The sequence below is a fragment of the Pontibacter beigongshangensis genome (assembly GCF_014332515.1).
Taxonomy (GTDB): domain Bacteria; phylum Bacteroidota; class Bacteroidia; order Cytophagales; family Hymenobacteraceae; genus Pontibacter; species Pontibacter beigongshangensis.
On record NZ_VFSD01000001.1, the window covers coordinates 450,734 to 472,174 of the forward strand.

At 50.0% G+C, this 21,441-nt stretch carries 21 protein-coding genes and 2 tRNA genes; 9 read left to right on the forward strand and 14 right to left on the reverse strand.

Going from position 1 to position 21,441, the window contains the following annotated elements; translation table 11 throughout:
* The first annotated feature begins 20 nt into the window (after nucleotides 1-20).
* A complete protein-coding gene (locus FJM74_RS01805) occupies nucleotides 21-1,295 on the forward strand; it encodes a DUF2157 domain-containing protein (protein ID WP_187260837.1) in 1,275 nt (424 codons plus the stop codon).
* Nucleotides 1,285-1,896: a GDYXXLXY domain-containing protein gene (locus FJM74_RS01810; RefSeq protein ID WP_187260838.1), complete on the forward strand. Its 612-nt coding sequence runs from the start codon at nucleotides 1,285-1,287 to the stop codon at nucleotides 1,894-1,896. The genes FJM74_RS01805 and FJM74_RS01810 overlap by 11 nt, the downstream gene beginning before the upstream one ends.
* A 214-nt stretch (nucleotides 1,897-2,110) precedes the next feature.
* On the opposite strand, the gene FJM74_RS01815 is transcribed toward FJM74_RS01810, so the two are convergent.
* Nucleotides 2,111-2,350, reverse strand: coding sequence for a hypothetical protein (locus FJM74_RS01815; protein ID WP_187260839.1), 240 nt, complete (start codon nucleotides 2,348-2,350; stop codon nucleotides 2,111-2,113).
* A 121-nt stretch (nucleotides 2,351-2,471) separates the two neighbouring features.
* Here FJM74_RS01815 and FJM74_RS01820 point away from each other — a divergent pair, with 121 nt between their 5' ends.
* A complete protein-coding gene (locus FJM74_RS01820) occupies nucleotides 2,472-2,627 on the forward strand; it encodes a hypothetical protein (RefSeq protein ID WP_187260840.1) in 156 nt (51 codons plus the stop codon).
* Nucleotides 2,628-2,682: 55 nt separating this feature from the next.
* Here FJM74_RS01820 and FJM74_RS01825 read toward each other — a convergent pair whose 3' ends face one another.
* The 5 genes from FJM74_RS01825 to mnmA all read right to left on the reverse strand — a co-directional run bounded on the left by FJM74_RS01825 (nucleotide 2,683) and on the right by mnmA (nucleotide 9,495).
* On the reverse strand, nucleotides 2,683-5,121 hold the full coding sequence (locus tag FJM74_RS01825) for a TonB-dependent receptor (RefSeq protein ID WP_187260841.1): 2,439 nt from the start codon (nucleotides 5,119-5,121) through the stop codon (nucleotides 2,683-2,685).
* 13 nt (nucleotides 5,122-5,134) lie between these two features.
* A complete protein-coding gene (gene rpe / locus FJM74_RS01830; protein WP_187260842.1) occupies nucleotides 5,135-5,797 on the reverse strand; it encodes a ribulose-phosphate 3-epimerase in 663 nt (220 codons plus the stop codon).
* 165 nt (nucleotides 5,798-5,962) lie between these two features.
* Nucleotides 5,963-7,639 carry a S8 family serine peptidase gene (locus FJM74_RS01835; RefSeq protein WP_187260843.1) on the reverse strand — a complete coding sequence of 559 codons (1,677 nt, stop codon included), beginning with the start codon at nucleotides 7,637-7,639 and terminating at the stop codon, nucleotides 5,963-5,965.
* Between the two features lie 3 nt (nucleotides 7,640-7,642).
* Nucleotides 7,643-8,368 carry a hypothetical protein gene (locus FJM74_RS01840; protein ID WP_187260844.1) on the reverse strand — a complete coding sequence of 242 codons (726 nt, stop codon included), beginning with the start codon at nucleotides 8,366-8,368 and terminating at the stop codon, nucleotides 7,643-7,645.
* Nucleotides 8,365-9,495: a tRNA 2-thiouridine(34) synthase MnmA gene (gene mnmA, locus FJM74_RS01845; protein ID WP_187260845.1), complete on the reverse strand. Its 1,131-nt coding sequence runs from the start codon at nucleotides 9,493-9,495 to the stop codon at nucleotides 8,365-8,367. The genes FJM74_RS01840 and mnmA overlap by 4 nt, the downstream gene beginning before the upstream one ends.
* 236 nt (nucleotides 9,496-9,731) lie before the next feature.
* Between mnmA and trpF the strand changes: the two genes are divergently transcribed.
* Together trpF and FJM74_RS01855 are read left to right on the forward strand one after the other, a co-directional pair.
* Entirely contained in the window at nucleotides 9,732-10,352 is a 621-nt protein-coding gene (gene trpF, locus FJM74_RS01850) for a phosphoribosylanthranilate isomerase (RefSeq protein ID WP_187260846.1), read from the forward strand.
* Nucleotides 10,353-10,705: 353 nt separating this feature from the next.
* On the forward strand, nucleotides 10,706-11,587 hold the full coding sequence (locus FJM74_RS01855) for an alpha/beta hydrolase (protein ID WP_241738900.1): 882 nt from the start codon (nucleotides 10,706-10,708) through the stop codon (nucleotides 11,585-11,587).
* A 168-nt stretch (nucleotides 11,588-11,755) separates the two neighbouring features.
* On the opposite strand, the gene FJM74_RS01860 is transcribed toward FJM74_RS01855, so the two are convergent.
* From FJM74_RS01860 to FJM74_RS01880, 5 genes are all read right to left on the reverse strand, one after another.
* Nucleotides 11,756-12,307: a 1-acyl-sn-glycerol-3-phosphate acyltransferase gene (locus FJM74_RS01860; RefSeq protein WP_187260848.1), complete on the reverse strand. Its 552-nt coding sequence runs from the start codon at nucleotides 12,305-12,307 to the stop codon at nucleotides 11,756-11,758.
* An 89-nt stretch (nucleotides 12,308-12,396) separates the two neighbouring features.
* On the reverse strand, nucleotides 12,397-13,026 hold the full coding sequence (locus FJM74_RS01865) for a hypothetical protein (RefSeq protein ID WP_187260849.1): 630 nt from the start codon (nucleotides 13,024-13,026) through the stop codon (nucleotides 12,397-12,399).
* Between the two features lie 108 nt (nucleotides 13,027-13,134).
* Complete coding sequence (locus FJM74_RS01870) at nucleotides 13,135-13,917, reverse strand: patatin-like phospholipase family protein (protein WP_187260850.1); 783 nt, start codon at nucleotides 13,915-13,917, stop codon at nucleotides 13,135-13,137.
* A 2-nt stretch (nucleotides 13,918-13,919) separates the two neighbouring features.
* Nucleotides 13,920-14,762, reverse strand: a complete 843-nt coding sequence (locus FJM74_RS01875) for an MBL fold metallo-hydrolase (protein ID WP_187260851.1) — start codon at nucleotides 14,760-14,762, stop codon at nucleotides 13,920-13,922.
* A gap of 113 nt (nucleotides 14,763-14,875) precedes the next feature.
* On the reverse strand, nucleotides 14,876-15,826 hold the full coding sequence (locus FJM74_RS01880; protein ID WP_187260852.1) for an acetyl-CoA carboxylase carboxyltransferase subunit alpha: 951 nt from the start codon (nucleotides 15,824-15,826) through the stop codon (nucleotides 14,876-14,878).
* Between the two features lie 219 nt (nucleotides 15,827-16,045).
* Here FJM74_RS01880 and FJM74_RS01885 point away from each other — a divergent pair.
* Nucleotides 16,046-16,119 (forward strand) — tRNA-Asp (locus FJM74_RS01885).
* Between the two features lie 57 nt (nucleotides 16,120-16,176).
* Nucleotides 16,177-16,250: transfer RNA gene (locus FJM74_RS01890), tRNA-Asp, on the forward strand.
* A 247-nt stretch (nucleotides 16,251-16,497) separates the two neighbouring features.
* Here the strand turns inward: FJM74_RS01890 and FJM74_RS01895 are convergent.
* Nucleotides 16,498-17,373 carry an alpha/beta hydrolase gene (locus tag FJM74_RS01895; RefSeq protein WP_187260853.1) on the reverse strand — a complete coding sequence of 292 codons (876 nt, stop codon included), beginning with the start codon at nucleotides 17,371-17,373 and terminating at the stop codon, nucleotides 16,498-16,500.
* Between the two features lie 244 nt (nucleotides 17,374-17,617).
* Entirely contained in the window at nucleotides 17,618-18,061 is a 444-nt protein-coding gene (locus FJM74_RS01900; RefSeq protein WP_187260854.1) for a toxin-antitoxin system YwqK family antitoxin, read from the reverse strand.
* A gap of 290 nt (nucleotides 18,062-18,351) precedes the next feature.
* Between FJM74_RS01900 and FJM74_RS01905 the strand changes: the two genes are divergently transcribed.
* Nucleotides 18,352-19,782, forward strand: a complete 1,431-nt coding sequence (locus tag FJM74_RS01905) for a PhoH family protein (RefSeq protein ID WP_187260855.1) — start codon at nucleotides 18,352-18,354, stop codon at nucleotides 19,780-19,782.
* A 209-nt stretch (nucleotides 19,783-19,991) separates the two neighbouring features.
* On the opposite strand, the gene FJM74_RS01910 is transcribed toward FJM74_RS01905, so the two are convergent.
* Nucleotides 19,992-20,546 (reverse strand): SRPBCC family protein, encoded by a 555-nt coding sequence (locus FJM74_RS01910; protein ID WP_187260856.1) that lies wholly within the window; start codon nucleotides 20,544-20,546, stop codon nucleotides 19,992-19,994.
* A gap of 372 nt (nucleotides 20,547-20,918) precedes the next feature.
* Between FJM74_RS01910 and FJM74_RS01915 the strand changes: the two genes are divergently transcribed.
* The gene (locus tag FJM74_RS01915) at nucleotides 20,919-21,371 is read left to right on the forward strand and encodes a YkvA family protein (RefSeq protein WP_187260857.1); all 453 of its coding nucleotides are present in this window, start codon (nucleotides 20,919-20,921) and stop codon (nucleotides 21,369-21,371) included.
* Nucleotides 21,372-21,441: the final 70 nt, after the last annotated feature.

Sequence of the window (21,441 nt, forward strand, 5' to 3'; positions counted from 1 at the left end):
CGCTCTAACTACCTATGCTTATGATAAAAGATCTTCCGGAACTGGTGCAGGCCGGGGTTATTACGCAGGAAACAGCCGACAGGATCCGTGCTTACTATACAGCAGGCGCTGGCAAGCCCCAGAACAGGCTGCTGCTCGTTTCAGGCATTTTAGGCGCCCTGCTGATTGGCCTTGGCATTATCCTGATCATAGCCCATAACTGGGACGACCTTAACCGGTCTGCTAAAACTGCTCTCGCATTCCTTCCGCTGCTGATCGGGCAGCTCCTGGGCGGTTATACACTGCTCAAAAAACAAGCTAGCGTGGTCTGGCGGGAGGCTGCTGCTACTTTTCTTTTTCTCTCTGTTGGAGCCACCATTTCGCTCGTGAGCCAGGTGTATCATATTCCCGGCAACCTCAGTTCTTTCCTGCTGACCTGGATGCTGCTGGGCCTGCCGCTCGTCTATATCCTGGCATCTTCTTTTGCCTCCCTCTTTTACCTGGCTGGTATCACTTACTATGCCGTAGAAACCGGATATGGTTACCAGTGGGCTGGCAGGGATGCTTATTTATTCTGGCTGCTCCTGCTTCTGGCGCTGCCCCATTACCTGCGGCTTGTCAGAAATAATGTGGCGGGCAATTTTACTGTTTTCCACCATTGGCTGGTGCCGCTATCGGTGCTTATTGCCATGGGTACTGTGGCCGGAAGCGCCGGGGAGCTGCTGTTTGTGGCTTATATGAGTCTGCTGGGGATTTACTGTATCATCGGCAGCACCGGCTCTTTCAAAACACTGAGATTCAGAAACAACGGGTATTTATTTATGGGAATCATCGGCACCTTGGGCATCCTCCTTACCTTAACATTCAGGGTGTTCTGGGAAGAGATTGCACGGGAGAAGCTTCTTTCCTTTTCACCGGAAATGATGGCTTCGCTCCTGCTGGGCAGCCTGGCGCTACTGCTGCTGTTCTTAAAATGGCAGCGATATACCTTTAAAGCCATCAGTCTAATGGAATACCTCTTTCTGATTTTCATCCCTATTTTTTCAATAGGCTCGTATTCTGCTATACTTGCCACTGTTTTGGTGAATTTGCTTGTGCTTGGCATCGGCCTGCTTACCGTAAGAGCAGGAGCCACTAAAAACGACCTGGGGCTGCTGAACGCCGGGCTGTTGATCATTGCAGCACTTATCATCAGTCGGTTCTTTGATACCAATATCAGCTTTGTGCTGCGTGGGCTACTCTTCGTGCTGGTGGGAATCGGATTTTTCCTGGCTAATTTCTGGATGCTTAAAAAACGCAAAGCACATGAAATATAAATCTCTAACAATCGCTGCTTTTGTGGTAGTTTGCCTGGCCCAGCTGTATGCCCCTGTCAGCATGATCCTGCACCGGGAGGAGGTGCTCCAACATGGCAAAGAATATAAATTTGAGACAGCCCCGATAGATCCCAACGATCCTTTCAGAGGGAAATATATCGTGCTCCGGTTCAGGGAAGAAAGCTTCCCGGTCGACAGCACCGAAAACTGGGACCAGGCGGAGGACATTTTCCTGCACCTGCAAACCGACCGGAACGGTTTTGCCACCATCCGCAGCATATCCCAGGTGCCCCCTGCAGAAAACACTGATTATGTTAAAGCAAAAGTGAGCTATGTGTCTCACCATAATGGCCGTGACAGTATCTTCTTCGAGTATCCCTTTAACAGGTTTTACATGAAGGAGTCAAAAGCCTACGAAGCGGAACTTGCCTACCAGTCCTCACAGCAGGACACCACACAACAAACTTTTGCGCTGGTGCGTGTAAAAGATGGGGAAGCCGTTCTGAAAGATGTCCTCATCAATGGTGTGCCTGTAAAAGAAGTAGTGGAAAGGCAGCGGGAAAGAGATCAGGCTGCTATTAAAAAAGCGCAGGAACAGTAAACCGGCAGCAGCAGCAGAACTACCGCAGGGCCGTTTTTATTAGCATAATTCGTTTGAGTGGCCTTTGTGCAGAGGTAAAACCATCAGCCCGATGAACATGCCAGGCGCTTTATCCCCCTATAGCCATTATTCTTGAATTACTGCTGCCATGCCAGCTTGCATGCGTTTTGCCTTTCTCCCAGCCCCTCAGCACCTCAGGATATCGCAGCTGGCCTCACTTGTTTGTTGAATTCGGATCGATCTGCCACTTCACCTTCACTTCCAGCGGATGAGAGCCTTGTTCCCCGGTGTCTACACTGATTATCCGGATTTGCTCAAAATCAATGTCCAGGCCCAGCACCCCGGTGGCTTCCCCATACAAGGTCGGCAGGATGCTGACATCACGGGCCTTGGTCGTTTCAAATTTCTCAGGGTAATCTTCCAGGGTGATGATGGTCGTATATTGCTTGCTCATAAAACAGGTTTTAAGGATCTGCACTATTTAACTGAAGAAACACGGCTACTGTTTACCTATGTGCATACTTTTTCAGTACTCTTTCAAAAAAGCCGGAGCTCCGCAGGCCATCATCTGCGACATGGCAGAAGGCATACCAGCTGGTGCTGAACAATTTAAATACGAAATATATGAAGGGATAGATATGTATCATGAAAGTCACAACCTTTTTCCCGCCCAAGATCTGTCTAGTAAAGAAATCCCAGTCGTTGGCTTGGCACTCCAATTATTTGAATAAAAAAGGCCCTCCAGAGCCCCTGCTGCTTCCACTCTTCGATTGGTTTTGGGCAGGATCAGAACCTGGCGATAAACCGGAGGTTTATTCTTCTGCCTGGCAGATAATTAGGTACGGCATAAGTCAGGTTGTTCACGTCGCTCACATAGCTGTAGGACACGCGGTTGCGGGCATCAATCAGGTTCAGGAACTCCAGCCCTATCCATAAACTCTCCAACGACACATTCTTGCGGGCTGTAAGCTCATCGCCGAGCAGGATCAGTTTAGAAAAGCCGATATCCACGCGCTTATAGGACCTTCCTTTAAAATAATTACGGTACGCAGCCTCTCGTGGGGGACCGAAGGGCAGGCCGCTGGCATACACCAGGTTCAGGTTCATCCGGATGGTCGGGTTATCGGGCAGGTGGTCCTGGAAGAACACGCCGATGTTAACCAGTTGGTCCGTGGGCCTCGGGATATAGCCAAGCGGGGTTTTGCCTGATATTTCGCCTGCATTGTTAAAGACAAAAGTAGAGTCGCCCTGCAGGTTTTCTTTCGTCGTCATCAGCCCCAGGCTCAGCCACGACTCCGCCCCTTTTATAAACTCCCCGTTTACCCGCACATCAAACCCGGCAGCATAAGCCGTCGCATTATTCACGGCATGGTACCGCAGCCGCACATTGTCCAGGTCGTAAGGCACCACGTTGGTCAGGTACTTGTAATATACTTCAGAGGTGAGTTTAAAGTCGCGGTCCCAGGCTTTAAAAAGGTAATCGCCCCCGGCAATGGCATGCACCGAGCGCTGCGCCTTCAGGTTTGTATTAAGTACCCCCTCGTAGTTCCGTAGCTCCCGGTAAAACGGTGGCTGATAGTATAATCCGACGGCTGCTTTAAAGGAAAGGTTTGGGTTATGCCGCGTGATAAAAGAATATTGTACGCGTGGCGTAATGGTGACTTCTTTGTTGAGCTCCCAGTAGGAGGCCCTGATGCCATAGGTAATCGTTTTAAGCGAATCGATCTCGTAGGTGTGCTGCACGTAGGCGTTGTAGCGGATCGTGTTCAGGTTCAGACCGGAATGGAGGTAATAGGCAGGCGACACAAAATCGGCAGAGTCTGTAAAACCGTATTCCGACAGCTTATCCTCTATTCGCTCCTGCCCTACTTTAACGCCGGCCACTACGTTGCTCCGCTTGCCGAGTTGCCATTTGTTCCGGCTCTCGAAGGTCAGTACCTGCGCCAGAAGGGTATTGCGGGCATGGTCGAACTGGCTGCCTACGCCGCGCTGCTGCAGGCACTCCCCATAGTTGGCGCCCCGGTTCGTATTCACATCGCAGAGCCTGTAGCCAGCCTCAATATCGCGGAACTCGCGCTCTCTGGAGTACACACCAGACACGATAAACTCCGATAAGAACGAAGTGGTAAAGGCATGCGCCAGATTCAGCCCGATCTGGTAAGTCTGGTAGTCCATCAGCTCACGGCCGTCGTAGCCAACGAACAGCCGCAGCGGCGCCTGTCGGGTGCCAAAGGTCGTCTCCCGCGATTCGGGCACCGTGGTGAAATTGTTCTGGGCATAACTGCCCAGTATCCCTAAAGTAGTGCGTTCGGGCTGCTGCCCCTCTTTGGAGAGGTCCATGTGCACGTAGGCCTGGCCATCCGAAAAAACCGGCTGGTACTGCCCTTCCACCTGCAAACCGTTCAGAATATACCGGCCATCTTTGTGCCGGAGCCCCAGCAGGTACGAAACCTTTTTGTTTTTAGAGGCTGCCTCCAGGTGCATGGCCCCACCCGTCAGGCTACCCGTTACAGAACCCGCAAATTCCTTGGGTCGTTTGTACTGGATGTTTAATACCGACGACAGTTTATCGCCGTACTTAGGCTGCCACCCGCCGGAGGAGAATTCCAGCGACCCGGCCAGATCGGGGTTTACAAAACTCAGCCCCTCCTGTTGCGCATTGGTTACCAGAAATGGCCTGTAAATCTCAATGCCATTTACATAAATCAGGTTCTCATCGTAGTTGCCCCCCCGCACGGAGTAGGTAGACGATAATTCATTGCTGCTGCTCACACCGGGCAAGGTCAGCAGGATCTGGTTAAAGTCGCCGAAAGCCGAAGGCAGTTCCTTGATCAGCTTCGGATCGAGTTTGGTCATACTTACTTCTTCGCGGGTGTTGGCGTTGCGCCTGCCGTGCACATCTACGCCCCGCAGTTGCCGGTTATCCAGTTCCAGCTCAAAATTCAGGCTTCTGCGCTCACCAGGCATTAGCTGCAGTGTTTTCTCCTGCTCCTTATAGCCCAGAAACCGCACGACAACTGTTAGCTCCTCTTCTGGTGGCACCTGCAGGGTATACTGGCCCTTGCTATCGGTTTGCCTGGCAACGGATGTTCCCTGAACTCCCACTGTCGCAAATTCCAGCGGCTGCTTATCCGGCCCGGTAACTGTACCAGTTACAACAGCCTGTTGGGCTGCAGCAACTAACGGCAACAGAAGCAGCACCCAAACCGCAAGAAATCGAAGCATCCGGAGGTTCAATTTAAGAATGGGAAGATATACTTTTCAGGTTGGCGATCGTCTGCACCGGGTTGCTGGCCGTAAAAACGAAGCTGCCGGCCACCAGCACATCAGCTCCGCTTGCGAGTAACCTGGGGGCGTTCTGCTGGTTCACGCCCCCATCTATCTCGATCAGCGCCTCAGATTGCCTGGAAAGGATCAGCTCTTTCAGCTTTTCAATACGCCGGTAGGTGTTCTCAATAAACTTCTGCCCGCCAAACCCCGGATTTACCGACATAATGATCACCAGATCAATATCAGCGATAATATCTTCCAGCAGCTGCACCGGCGTATGGGGGTTTAATGCCACACCAGCTTTGGCCCCGGTTTGTTTTATTTGCTGGATGGTACGGTGCAGGTGGTTGCAGGCTTCGTAATGTACCGAAATGTTCTCCGCCCTGGCTTTCCGGAATTGCTCAATATACAGCTCCGGCTGCTCGATCATGAGGTGCACGTCAAGCGGTTTTTGCGCATGTCGTTGTATGGCCTCCAGCACCGGGAAACCAAAAGATATATTCGGCACAAAGCGGCCATCCATAATGTCGATGTGCAGCCAGTCGGCCTGGCTTCTGTTTAGCATTTCAACTTCCGCCTGAAGATTACCAAAATCTGAGGCAAGTACCGAGGGGGCTATAAGTGGATTCATGGAGCAAAGATAATTATTTCGGCTTAGGAGCTTTGCCAAATTAATAATTAGAGATGTAAAATCAGAAATTTTAACCCTTCTGCCTCCTGATAACCATAGCCGATTTTTTGCCTGGAGGTGCTGAAAATGACCTGACAGCTCTCCTTAATCTTAAAATAAAGGGGGTTATAGTTTCAGGAAACGAAGCGTGGCGCGGCTTTTTGCAGAGCTTATCCGGCAAATATACATACCCTGCTTCAACTGCTGAGGGGACAGGGCCAGCACCTGTTTCTGCTGGTTTGTAAAGAGCTTCTGGCTGAAAAGCAACTTGCCTGTTATATCGTAAACCTGCACACTTACCTCCTGTTGAGTCCAGGCCTCGCCAAACGTAAGCGCGATTTCCTGCGCTCCAACCGGGTTCGTGACTGTAACTATATCGTTCAGATTTTTACTTTCACCTGAGCTTGTAGAGCGGCCATAGCTGGGAAGCCCATAGCCTATGTTATTGTCAGGAGAGCCTGCATTGCTCCCCGACTGCCGGAGCAACCGGATCATGTCCATGTTGGTTAAGGAGGGGTTGGCTTGCCACAGGCAGGCGGCCATGCCTGCCACAATGGGGCCGGCAAAGGAGGTGCCGTTGCCTTTTACCACGTTTCCGGCGGTGTTCAGGAAATAGGTGTTCCAACCCATTCCCACAACATCTGGCTTAAGGCGGCCATCGCTGGTAGGGCCGACAGAACTGAACGGAGCTTTTATGCCCAAAGAGTCCACAGCACCCACCGTCAGCACCGAATCGGCATCTGCTGGCGCGCCAATGTATTGCCAATCCCTGGCGCCGTCGTTACCGGCACTCACCACCACCAGCATGCCGGTGGCCGCCGCGAAGTCTGCTGCTTTGGTTACCAGCGTGCTGTTTCCGTCCATGTCCTGGTAGGTATAGCTGGTGGAGGGGGCATGAAAAGAAGTATAGCCTAAAGAAGAGTTGATGACATCGGCTCCGGCACTATCGGCGAATTCTGCCGCCAGCAACCAGTTTATTTCTTCGATATTGTGCTCCGAGGCAGCATCCTCGGTTCTTAAAAGCAGGTAATTGGCCTTGTAGGCTGTCCCCACCAGCTTCCCTGGCAGGTAGGCGGCCATAGTAGAAAGTACAGAGGTGCCGTGGGAGCTGTCGTGGAAAACCTGCTGCTGCTTCCTTACAAAGTCGTAGGTGCCTTTTATCAGGTCATTTTCAAAAAGGTGCGCAAAGGCCGGGATAGTGTTCACACCCGGAAAACCAGCATCCAGCACCGCAATGGTCATGCCCTCTCCCTTCAGGCCTTCTTTGTGCAGCTCAATGACTCCGATCATATTGGCTTGATGGTACCCAATGCCATAAACTTCCTTTTCTTCCGGTTCCTCCTCTCTCAGTTGGAAAGGCATTGCCCCGGCATTATGAGACAAGGACTGCGCGGCGGACTTTTTCGATTTAGGGCTTGCTTTCTCGCGGTTAAGGTTTTGAGAAGCTATTACAAAAGGCAGGGCCTCAATTTTAGCTATTTTCTCGTCAGAACATTGCACCACCACGCCATTGAACCACCTGGAGGAGTACCACACCGGCACATCGAGTTGCTGTATGGCCTTTACATAAGCTGGGTTAACCGGTAAATCGCGCACAGTAACCGGAATCTGCTGTCTGTTGCGCCGGTCTATTGCTTTCTGGGAGAGGTAAGCTGTTGGTTGCTCAGTAGAAAAAGGAGAATCAGTTTTGTTGGTGAAGTAAACTAATCGCTTCCGCTCCCCGGTTGTACTGCCATCCGTGCCCTGTGCCAGCAGCATGGGCGATGGTATAAGGAGAAAAAAGCAAATCAGTAACTCCCGCATCTGTTATTGTTTACCGTATGAGTGTAGCACCTCTTCACGCTCGTGCCCGTTTAATTTATAATCTACGCCAAAAGGACAGGTAATTGACTCCGAGTCGTTGCAGTAGGTTATTTTATTGAACCGCCGCAGGACCAGCCCTACATGCAGGGCATAAATTTCTTTACGGTCGTCTAGCTGCACCAGGTTTTTGGAGGGAGAGCCTTGAATTACCGTTACCGTCTGGTTATACGTTTTGCCGGCAACAGTGGCGGGTAGTGCTACATCAGAAAAAGAGTACTTCTCCTTCTGATCATCCTCATAATTTACGGTATTGGCATTAAAGGCATCGGCACTCCAGGTCTTAGCAGCCTTTACCGGAAAAACCATCTTCACCCTTTTCGTATTATCCTTTGTCTCGGTTACAAACTTGTCAGATTTTGTAACCACCATCACCGAATCGTCCTGCCAGGCTGATGCAGCGTTTGCTCTCACAGAACGCACCACTTTGTAATTCAGTGTATTGGTCTGATCATAAAAGCTGGTGTCTACCCGCTCCCTTAGCTGGAAACGGGTAGTATCACCTATATTGTTTCTGAACCGGATGTCCGTTACATCATAAATCCTGAAATCTCCGACCTGAACCGGGTAATACGCAAGACCGGCCGCACCGGGGGCTGGCTCTACAAACTTTTCTGTGCAGCCACTGCCAAGTGCAGCTGTCAAGGTGCATAAGATAAGGGCTTTTCTCATGAAGGAAGCACGTCCAGGGTATAATCCAGGTTATAATTTGTTTCGATCCAGCCACCGCCTACTACATCGTTGCCTTCGTAGAAAACTGCCGCCTGCCCTGGGGCAATGGCGTGCACGCCCCGCAGAAAATGTACTTTCATCTTATCGCCGTCCTGCTCAATGATAGCCTCTGTGCCCGGGTCGTTGTAGCGAACTTTCGTAACAGTCGGGATTGGCTGCCCCTGCAGGTGCTCATATTTGCCCATGCTGAGTTTGCCCACGGTCATGGCATTTTTGGCCAGGTCCTCGAAATTACCAAGTACCACCTGGTTCAGGTCTTTCTCGATGCGCGTGACATAGGCCGGAAATCCCAGCGCTATGCCTAGCCCTTTACGCTGGCCGATGGTATAGAACGGATAGCCTTCGTGCTTCCCTACCACGGTGCCATCTTCCAGCACAAACTCGCCTCCGGCTACTTTCTCCTCCAGCCCCTCCACACGGCGTTTCAGGAAACCACGGTAATCGTTGTCCGGAATAAAACAGATCTCATAAGACTCCGGCTTGTTTACCAGCTCGGTAAAGCCACGGTCCGTGGCCATCTGGCGGATTTCGGTTTTGCGTAGCTTGCCCAGCGGGAAGATGGTGCGGCTCAGGCTCTTCTGCGAAATGCCCCAGAGCGCATACGACTGGTCCTTGTGCTCATCCAGCCCTTTGGAAATAATGTAGCGCCCGTTTTCTTCTCGAATTTGCGCATAGTGGCCTGTGGCTATAAAGTCACAGGCCAGCTGGTCGGCCCGGCGCAGGAGCGCATCCCATTTAATGTGGGTGTTGCACAGCACGCAGGGGTTGGGGGTTCTGCCCGCCAGGTACTCATCTGTGAAGTGATTGATCACAAAGTCGCCAAACTCCTCGCGGATATCAATAATATAGTGCGGGAAGCCGAGTTGCACGGCAATGTTGCGGGCATCGTTTATAGAGTCGAGGCTGCAGCAGCCTGTCTCTTTCCGGTTGCCGCCACTGGAGGCGTAGTCCCAGGTTTTCATGGTCATGCCCACTACTTCGTAGCCCTGCTCGTGCAGCATAACAGCCGCCACAGAACTGTCAATCCCTCCGCTCATGGCCACCAGCACTCTTCCTAACTTACTCATTTATATCTGAAAACAATAGATTCTACCTTGATTTTCCACAAATATACTAACATCGGCGCATTAATAAAGATTCAAGGCGCCAAATAATATGGCTCCGCTGGCAGGCGTTGGAAGAGAGGTGTGAAAGGCGCGGCACAAAAAAATTCATAAAAAGATAGCATCAAAAGGTTTTTGGGATTTACTTTGGTACTACTAACCATTATCTGAATATTAAATACTTTATTGAGAATATAATCATGGGACTTCGAACTTCTGTAGTAGTAAGCGGGATAAACAACCTGAGCGATGCACGCTATTGTGCAGGAATGGGTGTGGACATCATTGTGTTTAACCTGAAGCTGGACAGTCCTGAGCGCGTGTCGTCTGAAGCGCTGAAAGAGATTACAGGCTGGGTGTCGGGCGTGAAGCTTGGCGGACAGTTTGAGCGGGCTAAGCCTGATGTTATAAACCAATATGCCGAAGAGTTCAACCTGGATTATATTCAGCTCGACACGCCTTACCTGATCGATGAGATCGAGGATATTTCGCGCCCGGTCATCCTGAAGGTGTTCATCAACAAAGACACTGTAGAAAGCGAGCTGCTGGAGATGATGGAGCTTTACGCCCCGGTAGTAGATACCTTCCTGATCTATTCCAACGACTTTACAACCATAGACGAAACCAACAGCAAGCTCCTCAAGTCCATTGCCAAAGCTTACCCGGTTTTTATAGGGTTCGGGCTGCAGAAAGATAATGTTGAACTCATCCTCAAAAAAATAAAGCCAAGAGGCATTGGGCTGATGGGCGGCAACGAAATTAAGCCCGGCCTGAAAGACTACGATGAACTTCAGGAGATACTGGAAGTAATTGAGGAGTAGGCTTAACTTTTACGGCCAGGGCTTTTGGCCCGAAGGGAAGGTTGCGTGCTACTACCATCCAGGGCACACGCCCTTGCCAGCCTGTTTTGTCTATTGATTATTACGCATTATCAGGCAATAACGACAAGATTTTGGAGTGCGCTAGATGCTTCTGATGCTTTTGGGCGCAACAATTATTTGAATCAAAAATGCCCTCCAGAGCCTTTTGCTGCTGTTGCTGCCCCATATATGTTTATAATTTCCAGTATTAAAGATGCCTCCTTATGAACCTCCCGAAAATAACTTTTTGCCTCCTCCTGCTTCTTCCCTTATCTTTTTTTAAGGTTACAGCGGGCTTCAGCCAGAATACAAACATGGAAATACCCTTGTATGCAGGCCGCATACCGAATGAAGTGCCTGGGCCGGACGAAGAGAAGATTGAAAGTTCGGTAGACGAGGCCAGGAAGACGGAGATGATCCGGATCAGCAAGGTTCGCAAGCCGACACTTACGGTTTTTTTGCCCGCCAAAGACAAAGCAAACGGCACCGCGGTGGTTATCTGCCCGGGAGGTGGCTACGGTCGTCTGGCTTCCGGCCACGAAGGCTATGATGTGGCAAAAAAGTTTAACGAGCAGGGCGTGGCAGCATTTGTGCTGAAATACAGGCTCCCGGATACCAAAATAACCTCAAACCCGGAACTGGCACCCCTGCAGGATGCGCAGCAGGCGCTGCTCCTGGTGCGGAAAAGGGCCAATGAATGGAACGTGAACCCGGAGCGGGTAGGCATCCTGGGCTTTTCGGCGGGTGGCCATTTAGCCTCCACGGCAGGAACACACCTCCAAAAAGTAACAATCCCCAATAAGGATAACATCAGCCTGCGCCCGGATTTTATGATGCTGATTTACCCGGTTATCAGCAGCGACAAAGAAATAGCGCATATGGGTTCTTACTACAACCTGCTGGGCAAAGAGGCATCCGAAGCCAAATTAAAAGAGTATAGCAACGAGCTGCAGGTAACGGCACAGACCCCGCCTACGTTCCTGGTGCATGCCTCCGACGATAATGGCGTGAAATCCGAAAACAGCATCCGGTTTTACCAGGCACTGCTTCGAAACAGCGTTCCTGCCGAATTGCACATTTACCAGCAAGGCGGACATGGCTTCGGGCTCATCAACAGAACTACGAAAGATCTCTGGTTTGAACGGGGCATTAACTGGCTAGGTGCCAATGGCTTTCTAAAAGCCCCTGCTCCCTAACCCAGGTCAGCAAGCAAAATCAGATTATTCTAATGAAAATGGCCCTCCGGAGACAAGAGTAGCTCCGGAGGGCCATTTCTATTAGAATAATTGCTCCCGAACCGCGGAGGCAACATCCGGTAGAACTTAGTGCACTATGTTTGGCCTGCACCCTTCCTTCATTAAGCATCACCGCACCCCCTGCTCCGGGAATTTGCCTTTTTTTGTTCTGTAAAATGCCATGATCTTCTCCATGTCAGCTTCTATGTCGCCTGAAGGGTAAATGGCGGGGCCCACGCCTGCTTCTTTTCTGGAATAGTCCAGGTAACCCAGCACAATGGGCACACCGGCACCCAGGGCCACATGGTAGAAACCTCTGCGCCAGCGGGGCTGATATTTTCGGGTACCTTCAGGAGTCACCATCACGCAAATATCACCGGGCGTTTCTTTAAAAATCCGGATCATGGAATCTACCATGCGGGTGTTCTTGGATCGGTCCACAGGCAAGGCCCCCATAGACCGGAGCAGCCCACCAAACGGGAAACCCATAAACTCTTTCTTGATGGTAAATTTTATTGGGGCATCCATCAGGTAGAAAGCTGCCCTGGCATAAATAAAGTCCCAGTTACTGGTATGGGGCGCTGCGATCATGACGCACCTGCGCAATTCGGGGTCCAGGTTGCCAACCAGTTTCCAACCGGAAACTTTAAAGATTGAACTTGCTACAAATCTCCAAAACATGATACAAAAGAATAAGCCATTCTATAACATATAGAATGGCTCACGAAATTAGAAGTTCTAAGGATATTAAAATATATTTTTATTACTTTTTATAAGCCATACCGAATGGTTTTGGCTGTTTCCCTCAGAAAATAAGCCTGCACCCCCACCCCAATCATCGGTCCGAAGCGGGTATTATGATTCACGGTATTGGTTTCCCGGAAGTACCGGAACGAAAGCATAGGCTCTATGGCAATTTTCTCACTCATAAAGTAGGCATAGCCAATCCCGACAGAGCCGGCATACAGGTTTGTGCTTTTATTATTTGTGAGATTCTGGGTTCCTACACCCGCTGTAACTTCACCGAAAACACCATTGTCCAGGTAGTACCGGGCAAATGGTCCGAAAATGACCATATACCTGTCGAAAGAATTTTTGCCTGATTCTGTTTTAGTGGACGTGCTCTCATAATTATGGTCGACCTGAAGCCCCAGCACCACATCCGGAATAACAAAATAACCTACTTTTGCCTGGCTGAGCGCCTGAATGGTAGTACCCTGCTCATAAAGTCCATTGTTATTCAAGCCGTTGTTGAACTTATAAAAGGAGCCACTGATGTTTCCGCCTAACAGAATAGAACCCTGCTTTACTTTTGCAGGATAGAGCGAGCTTCGGTTCTCCTGGGCCTGGGCCAGAAAAGGAAGCAAGGCAACAAGAAAAGAAAATGTATATTTTAACATATAGTTCAAAATTTATATAAAATCCTATACGAGTTTTGGCTTCCACAAAATCAGGACTTTAAAAAGATTCTGTAGCTGTAAAATGCGATAATAGAGCGTGTGGTAATATTATTCTGCTTTTTGCTTGAAAGCCTTCAGCACCTGCCGTATATGTTTTTCCATATTGAGGGTATAACGGTACCCTATTTCAAATATTTCATCCGCTTTCCTGAAACTGGTGAGGCGATAATGTTTCAGTTCCTGTGGCTCCAGCAAAAGGTCGCATAGGTGTAAGCGCAGCTTCACATTGTTGTTGATGCCCAACTGCACCGACCGTTCCATCATGCTCCGGATAGTCTTCAGGTCGGCCTGATGATTGATGGGGTTCACGTGCACGCCAATTTTTATGTCGCAGTTACTGTAAAGGGGGTCAATAGGCATGTTGTTCAGCAACCCGCCATCGCAGAGCAGCTTCTTATTATACGACACGGGTTGGTATAAGATAGGTACCGCCGAGGTCGCCAGCAGCGGTTTTATCAGGTTGCCAGTCGAAAAATAGGCCGTTACCCCTTCATTCATTTCGGTGGCGCTGATAATGACAGGAAATTTCAGATTTTCGAAAACGGCATCGGCCCCCAGGTATTTAATAAACAGCTTCTCTACCTCATCCAGGTGCATGAGTCCCATTTTACCAAAAGTGGGGCGTGCAATCTTGAATACGCTCAGTTCTTTAATCAATTTCAGGATTTCTTCGGGCGAGAAACCGGATGCGTAAAACACCCCGGCAATAGCACCAGAGCTAACGCCGGATATAATGTCAACCTGAATTTTTAACTCTTCGAGTGCTTTTAGCACTCCCAGATGGGCCACACCTCTGGCAGCTCCCCCAGACAGCGCAAGGCCTATCTTCATATTTAGATCGTGTTGAGTGTAAAGGAGTTCTCTAAACGAATTCCTTTTTCGGTATGTTGCACCGTGCAGCACTCATTTACCGGATCGTGCTCTAAAAACAGCACATACTTTTCATCCGCCGCCTGAGTCAGGAAAGCAGCCTTCTCCTGCAGCGTGAGCAGCGGCCGGGTATCGTACCCCATTACATAAGGCAACGGAATATGCCCAACAGATGGCAAGAGATCTGCCATAAAAGCCACCTTCTTTCCTTTATAGGAGATAACAGGCACCATCATTTTATCGGTGTGGCCGTCAGCAAAAAAGATATCGAACTGCTGGAAAGGCGATGGCGCGGCAGGATCAATAAACTGCAGGTGGCCGCTTTCCTGCATGGGCAGCAGGTTCTCCTTCAGGAAAGAGGCTTTCTCGCGCGCGTTTGGTACAGTGGCCCATTGCCAATGGTCGGCATTAGACCAGTAGGTGGCATTTGGGAAAACCAGCTCCAGCGCACCATCACTATCCCTGTACCGGACGCCGCCGCCGCAATGGTCAAAATGAAGGTGTGTCAGAAAAACATCGGTTACATCCTCAGCCGTAAAACCTGCCTTGTGCAGCGAACCTTGGAGTGTTTCGTGGCCGTGCAGGTAGTAATGGCTCAGGAAGCGGGCATCCTGCTTGTCGCCGATGCCATTGTCGATCAGGATGAGCCTGTTTCCGTCTTCTATCAGCAGGCAGCGCATAGCCCAGCTGCAGAGGTTGTTTTCGTCAGCCGGGTTTGTACGCTGCCACAGCGTTTTTGGCACAACGCCAAACATGGCCCCACCGTCTAATTTAAAAAAGCCTGTGTTAATAACGTGTAGCTTCATATTATTAAGTTACCAGTCAGGCGTTTCTTTTGGTGAGGGAGTCGGCTGTCCTGGTAATTGAGAATCTTTTTTACATTAACCATTTCAACGCTTAACCCATAAGTAGCAACTTATTACCCATCAACCACCACACCCATGGCGGAGAATTTGTCGATGCGCTGCATAATACGATCTTCCGGCTCTATTGTCTCCAGCTCGTCGAGCAGTTCCAGGATCTTTTTCTTCAGCAGGCGCTTCATTTTCTCGGGTTCTGTGTGGGCACCGCCGAGTGGTTCTTTAATGATTCCGTCTATCAGTTTATGCTGTAGCATGTCGGTGGCCGTGAGTTTGAGAGCCTCGGCGGCCTGCTCTTTGTAATCCCAGCTGCGCCACAGGATAGAGGAGCAGGATTCGGGCGATATTACTGAGTACCAGGTGTTTTCCAGCATCATTACTTTATCGCCAATGGCTATGCCTAAGGCGCCGCCGGAAGCACCTTCTCCTATAATTATACAGATAACAGGCACTTTGAGCATGAACATCTCTTTCAGATTGCGCGCGATGGCTTCGCCCTGGCCCCGCTCTTCTGCCTCCAGCCCCGGAAAAGCTCCCGGCGTATCTATAAAAGTGACGATGGGTTTCCCGAACTTTTCAGCCATTTTCATCAGGCGGAGGGCCTTGCGGTACCCTTCCGGGTTGGCCATTCCGAAGTTGCGGTTTTGCCGCTGCTTGGTATTGCGCCCCTTCTGCTGACCTATAAACATGATGCTTCTGCCATCCACTTCGCCAAATCCGCCTATCATGGCCTTGTCGTCGCGCACGGTGCGGTCGCCGTGCAGCTCTATAAACTTATCCGTAATGCCTTCTATATAATCGAGTGTATAGGGCCTGAGCGGATGCCGCGAGAGTTGTACCCGCTGCCAGCGGGTCAGGTTGGCGTACGTCTCTTTCTTGAGAATCTTTATTTTCTCTTCCAGTGCCTTTACCGCCTCCGAAACATCGACCTGGTTTTCGCTGGCGAGTTTCTTCATTTCCTGTAGCTTGCCTTCCAAAGCGGCAATGGGTTGTTCAAAATCCAAAAGCATATCGTGTAGCGCTATTTTTCTTCACAAATTTAACAGTTTTAACTTATGCTGGTAGGGCAGAGGCAAATTTTAAGTCTGGATAAAAATTAAAATTAGTGAATCTGAATACTTTACGGTTTTTTAAAGAAAATATAGCGGCTATTTGCGGCCAGGGACTTGCACAATTAAAATTAACCCTCTACATTTGCATCACCTTAAACGATAAGGGAAACACAAAACGGTCTGGTAGTTCAGTTGGTTAGAATGCCGCCCTGTCACGGCGGAGGTCGCGGGTTCGAGTCCCGTCCAGACCGCAGGTAAAACTGCGGTAACACAGTAAGAGCAGCAGGCTCTCAGTTTTAGGAAGTATTGGTCTGGTAGTTCAGTTGGTTAGAATGCCGCCCTGTCACGGCGGAGGTCGCGGGTTCGAGTCCCGTCCAGACCGCTTAAAAGCCCCTCATCAAATGTTGAGGGGCTTTTTGCGTTTCGGCACTTCTCTTTTCCCATTTCTGTTGTATTTCGCAATGGCCGGCTTTGCTTCTTATGCTGCGACCATCCGGCAAATCCCTTTATCCTGAGAACCTGATCCAGACAAAATGTCTAGCATCTAGCGTCTAGCATCTAAAAAAAACCTCCGGAGGGGCTTTTTAATTGGAATAATTCGTCTTTCCCCTGCAACGGTCACCACTCCCCTACTTTATCCAGCCACTGGCAGCCAACCAGTGGCGGCAGCGCTCCAGCCAATTGTCTTTGGGCGCGCCCAGAGCAAAGCCGTGTTCACCTTTTGGGTAGATGTGCAGTTCGGCTGGCACCTGGTGGTGTAGAAGAGCTTCGTAAAAGCGGAGGCTGTTCTGGACCGGCACCTTACTGTCGTCTCCGGCATGGATCAAGAAGGCAGGCGGGGTCTGTGCCGTAACCTGCAGTTCGTTGGAGAACAGCCGTATTTGCTCCTCGGTGGGCGAAGTTCCCAGCAGGTTTTCTCTGGAGCCTTTATGCGCCATTTCATCGCTGAAACTGATGACCGGGTAAACCAGCACCATAAAGTCCGGGCGCAGGCTTGTCTTTTCTTTGTTGTCGATCAGGTTCCGCTGAAAATGAGTGCCTGCTGTAGAAGCCAGGTGCCCTCCGGCCGAAAAACCCATGATGCCGATCTTGTTTGGGTCGATGTTCCACTTGGCCGCCTGCTGCCGCACTGTCTTTATAGCCTGCTGGGCATCCTGCAGCGGGCCGATGCTTTTGTCTTGCATGGTGGCACTGTTGGGGAGCCGATACTCCAGCACAAAGGCTGCAATGCCCATTTTATTCAGCGCCTGCGCCACATCGGTGCCTTCTCGCTTTAGCACCAGACTGCCGTATCCGCCGCCGGGGCAAATAATGACCGCAACGCCGGTAGCTGATTCCTGCTCCGGCAAGTAAGCTGTGAGGGTTGGTTGTTTGGCCGCGCTCTGCGTCGTCTGGTTCGGCACTTCGCCGGCATATAAAGGCATGGTCTGCTGCGCCATGGCGGTGGCCGCCGAAAACAGCAGGAGCAGCAAAACCTGCGTAGGGTTCTTTACAAATTTATGCATTATCAGATGTTTATCAGTAAGGATACTGGAAGGTTGAAATACGTAAACTCTTTTTTTCTTTTTCTCCCTCGCCCTGGCAGCAATTATTTTAATCAAAAAGCCCCTCCGGAGGTTTTTTAGATGCTAGACCTTCTGTCAGAATCAGGATACGCAGGGTAGAGGGATTTGCCGGATGGTCGCAGCATAAGAAGTAAAGCAGCCTTCCATCATTTCTAATTTTTATTTTTGAATTTAGCGCAACTGGTCAGTATTTCTCCGTGTGCGTGTATTGCCCCTGCTCGTTATAAACTTTCCAATCGCCAAACCAGTAGAAGCGCACCTGCTCACCGGCTGTGTCTAACCTGGCTTTCCCTTTTCGCTTGAGTTCTCCGTTCTCGTAGTAGCGCTTTACCCGTATTTCTCCTTTGCCGCGCTTCCATTTTTCTTCCATAAAGGTAGTGCCGTCCGGATAAAAATATTTCCACTTGCCAACTTCCCGGCCATGCCTGAACCTCCCTTTCCGGATCAGGTAGCCCTCCTCCTCATGGTGCACTTTCCACCTGCCGTGGAACCGCCCTTCCTTGTCGAACCTGTTTATTCTGAAGAACAGAAAGCCTTGCTTCTGATCGCCTTTTTCCGGCGTTGCAGCCGCTGCCATCAGGGGCCACAACAAAATTAAAAGTAATATGCTGTGCTTCATTCCTGCCATAATTAAAGGTAATTGGTTGCTTCCTTTATTTATTTGGGCTAAATATAGAAATAATTTTGCGGTCTGTTTGTTTTTCAGGAAGCCTGATTTCTGATTAAACGATTCATTTTCAAGGCTTAACCAAATGACGCCAGGATCTGTGCCGGCGGCTGCCCGAAAAACCGGAGATTCTGGCTCCCACTGCTGTTGTCCTAACATGCCACAGGATCGTAAAAGAAGACGAATGAAGATCTCAGAAACTGCAAATCCTACTTAACAAGTAAACGGTTCCACCCTTAGTGTAATTATGTATGCCAAAAAACACCAAAGCCCCAGTCGCACCTCCGGCAGCCGAAGCAACCACTGTAAAAGCCGGGAAAAAGGCCAGCGCGAAAAAGCAATCAACTGCCACAGCTGCTAACATTAAATCGAAGAAGGTTTTTGTGCTGGATACTTCCGTTATCCTCTACGACCACAGCGCCATCCAGAACTTTAAGGAGCACGATGTGGCCATCCCGATCACCGTGCTCGAGGAGCTCGACAATTTCAAGAAGGGCAACGATATCAAGAATTTCGAGGCAAGAGAGTTTATCCGTTTTATAGACAAGCTTTCTGCCGAGCACATGCTGCAGGACTGGTTACCGCTGAACGGCAAGAACAAAGGCAAGTTTAAGGTGCTCATGAACAATGCCTCCACCCAGGACGCCACCACTATTTTCGGCGACAAAAACGATCATCACATTCTCAACTCGGCCTTGCAGCTGCAGGCAGACGAGCCGCAGCATAAGGTAGTGCTGGTAACCAAAGACATCAACCTGCGCCTGAAGGCACGCGCCCTGAACCTGACCTCAGAAGACTATGAAACGGGCAAGATCCGCGATGTAAATGAGCTCTACACCGGCAACGACATACTGGAGGATGTGCCGGCCGTTATTATAAATGAGCTCTACGAGAAAGGCTCCTGCGCCATAGACAAAGTGCTGCCAACGCCTCCCACAGACAACCATTATTTTGTGCTCAAGAGTTTTAAGAACTCGGTGCTCGCCTATTACAACCAGGCAGAGAAGCAGCTGGAGCGCGTAGATAAGCAGCTGGCCTATGGCGTGAAGCCCCGAAACGCAGAACAGACCTTTGCCCTGCATGCCATCCTGGACCCCCGCATAAAGCTGATCAGTATTCAGGGCGTGGCCGGCACAGGCAAGACCCTGCTGGCGCTGGCCGGCGCGCTGGAGCAGCGCCGCGAGTACAAACAGATTTACCTGGCGCGCCCCGTGGTGCCGCTCAGCAACAAAGACATTGGCTATCTGCCTGGCGATATCAAATCCAAGCTCAACCCTTACATGGAGCCGCTTTGGGATAACCTGAAATATATTCAAAACCAGTTCAGTGAGACCAGCAAGGAGTTTCAGAAGCTGCGCGACATGATTGAGCTTGAGAAACTAATGATCACCCCGCTGGCCTATATCCGGGGCCGCAGTTTGTCTAACATTATCTTTATTGTAGATGAGGCCCAGAACCTGACCCCGCACGAGGTGAAAACCATTATTTCAAGGGCAGGCGAAAACACCAAGATCATCTTTACAGGAGATATTTACCAGATCGACACGCCGTACCTCGACTCCCAGAGCAACGGCCTCTCCTACCTGATCGACCGGGCCAAAGATCACCCGCTCTACGCCCACATCACGCTGCTGAAAGGCGAACGGTCGGAGCTGGCCAACCTGGCTAACGAGTTACTTTAATTTTGAATGAGTGAATGGATGAGAGAGTTTTGAATGAATGAGTATGAAAGCAAATGTTCTTTTAATTGGGAATAGCTAAGCAGAAGCTGCAGCAGCAGAGCTGATTGCCTCCGGAAGGGCTGTTTGATTTGAATAATCGGATCTTTTCTCCATTCAAAATTCACTCATCCATGCACTCACTCATTCATCCATTCACTCATTCAGAATTCCTAAGCTGCCTTTGTTTTTTTTGGATTTCCTTCCAGCAGACTTTTTAATCCTGCAAGGCCTTTTTTAATTTCTTCTTCAGATCTGTATTTCTTCCAGGCGCCTTTGCAGCGGGCGATGGGGTTATCGGCCAGGGGCGTTGTTTCCTGCCAGGTAACGCGCGTACTGTCTTCCAGCTTCTCCAGCCTGAAATAACCAATGGTGGTGTCGGTCTCTCCTGCCATAATTTGCTCGTACTGCAAGAGCAGCGGCGCTTCCGCCATTTTGAAAATACGCTGGCCCCTGCCAATTTTCTCACCATTCCAGCTGTGCCTGGCTCCGGGGCCTGCCCAGGCACCGCCATACATATGGAATAAGGTCGGATCGGAGTCTTTGCTCCAGGCACTCCAGTTTTCCCATTGCGAAGGGTTATTCAGGTACGGAAAAATGCGCTCAGGTGGAGTAGCCAGCACAATACTATGCTCTGCCACACAGGTGGCGGGCAACAGATAAGACATGGCGCATAGGCTAGCAGCCACCACCAGAAGCGAGATGAGCAATTTTATCGTTAACTTCACAACGTATCTAAAATGCAGGAAACATACCCAGGAGTTGAGGGAACAAGTTCAGCAATTTTAAGGAGCTTTCCGTAAACAGCCAATTGTTCCGGCCAATTTATTTTTGAATGCCTTCCTGTAATTTTTCCCCTTAACTGTAAACCTGGAAAGTGCCTCTGAATTTTTATTATGCTGACTGTGTATGAAGCAGTTGGAAGGCTGAAAGCGGGGCCAGGCATCAGGCCCTGCCCCTGCTGCTAAAACGATGGCGGCAGAACGAACACCTTCTGTTAAGCTTGGGAGGCACTTTTTGTCATTTTTGAACTATATTGGGGCACCTATTGATTTACAATACCGTACACGCATGTAATTTAAACTAAAACTTCAGACAGCATGAACATAAATGATCTTGTAAACCAGGGCCTGAAACTGACTTCGCATCCGATGTTCCAAACTTTTCTGGGAAAAGCAGGCAGACTGGCCTCTAAACCTGCCAAGCTGGCGATGCTCCTTGCGGCGGCCTATGCCAAACTGGTAGACACCGATAGCCCTAAGAATGGATTTGAACAGATAAAAGAGGTAATGCTCACCTTTATCCGGATGGCCCGGTTTTATATAAACGGAACTTACCGGAATATATCCTCAAAATCGTTGCTGATTGGCGTGGCCGTACTTTTATACTGGGTTACACCTCTCGATATCATCCCTGACTTTATCCCTGTTATAGGACTTCTGGATGATATCAGCCTAATGGCCTGGTTTATAGATGCCTTTCAGACAGAAATAAGCAAGTTCAGAGACTGGGAAGCCGGCACTGCCTTTGAGCCAACAATTGGCACACTTTAACCAGCACCCATAGCATGGTAAATGGCTGCTCCCGCCGGGGCAGCCATTTTTTGTTTCCTGTCAATTTACT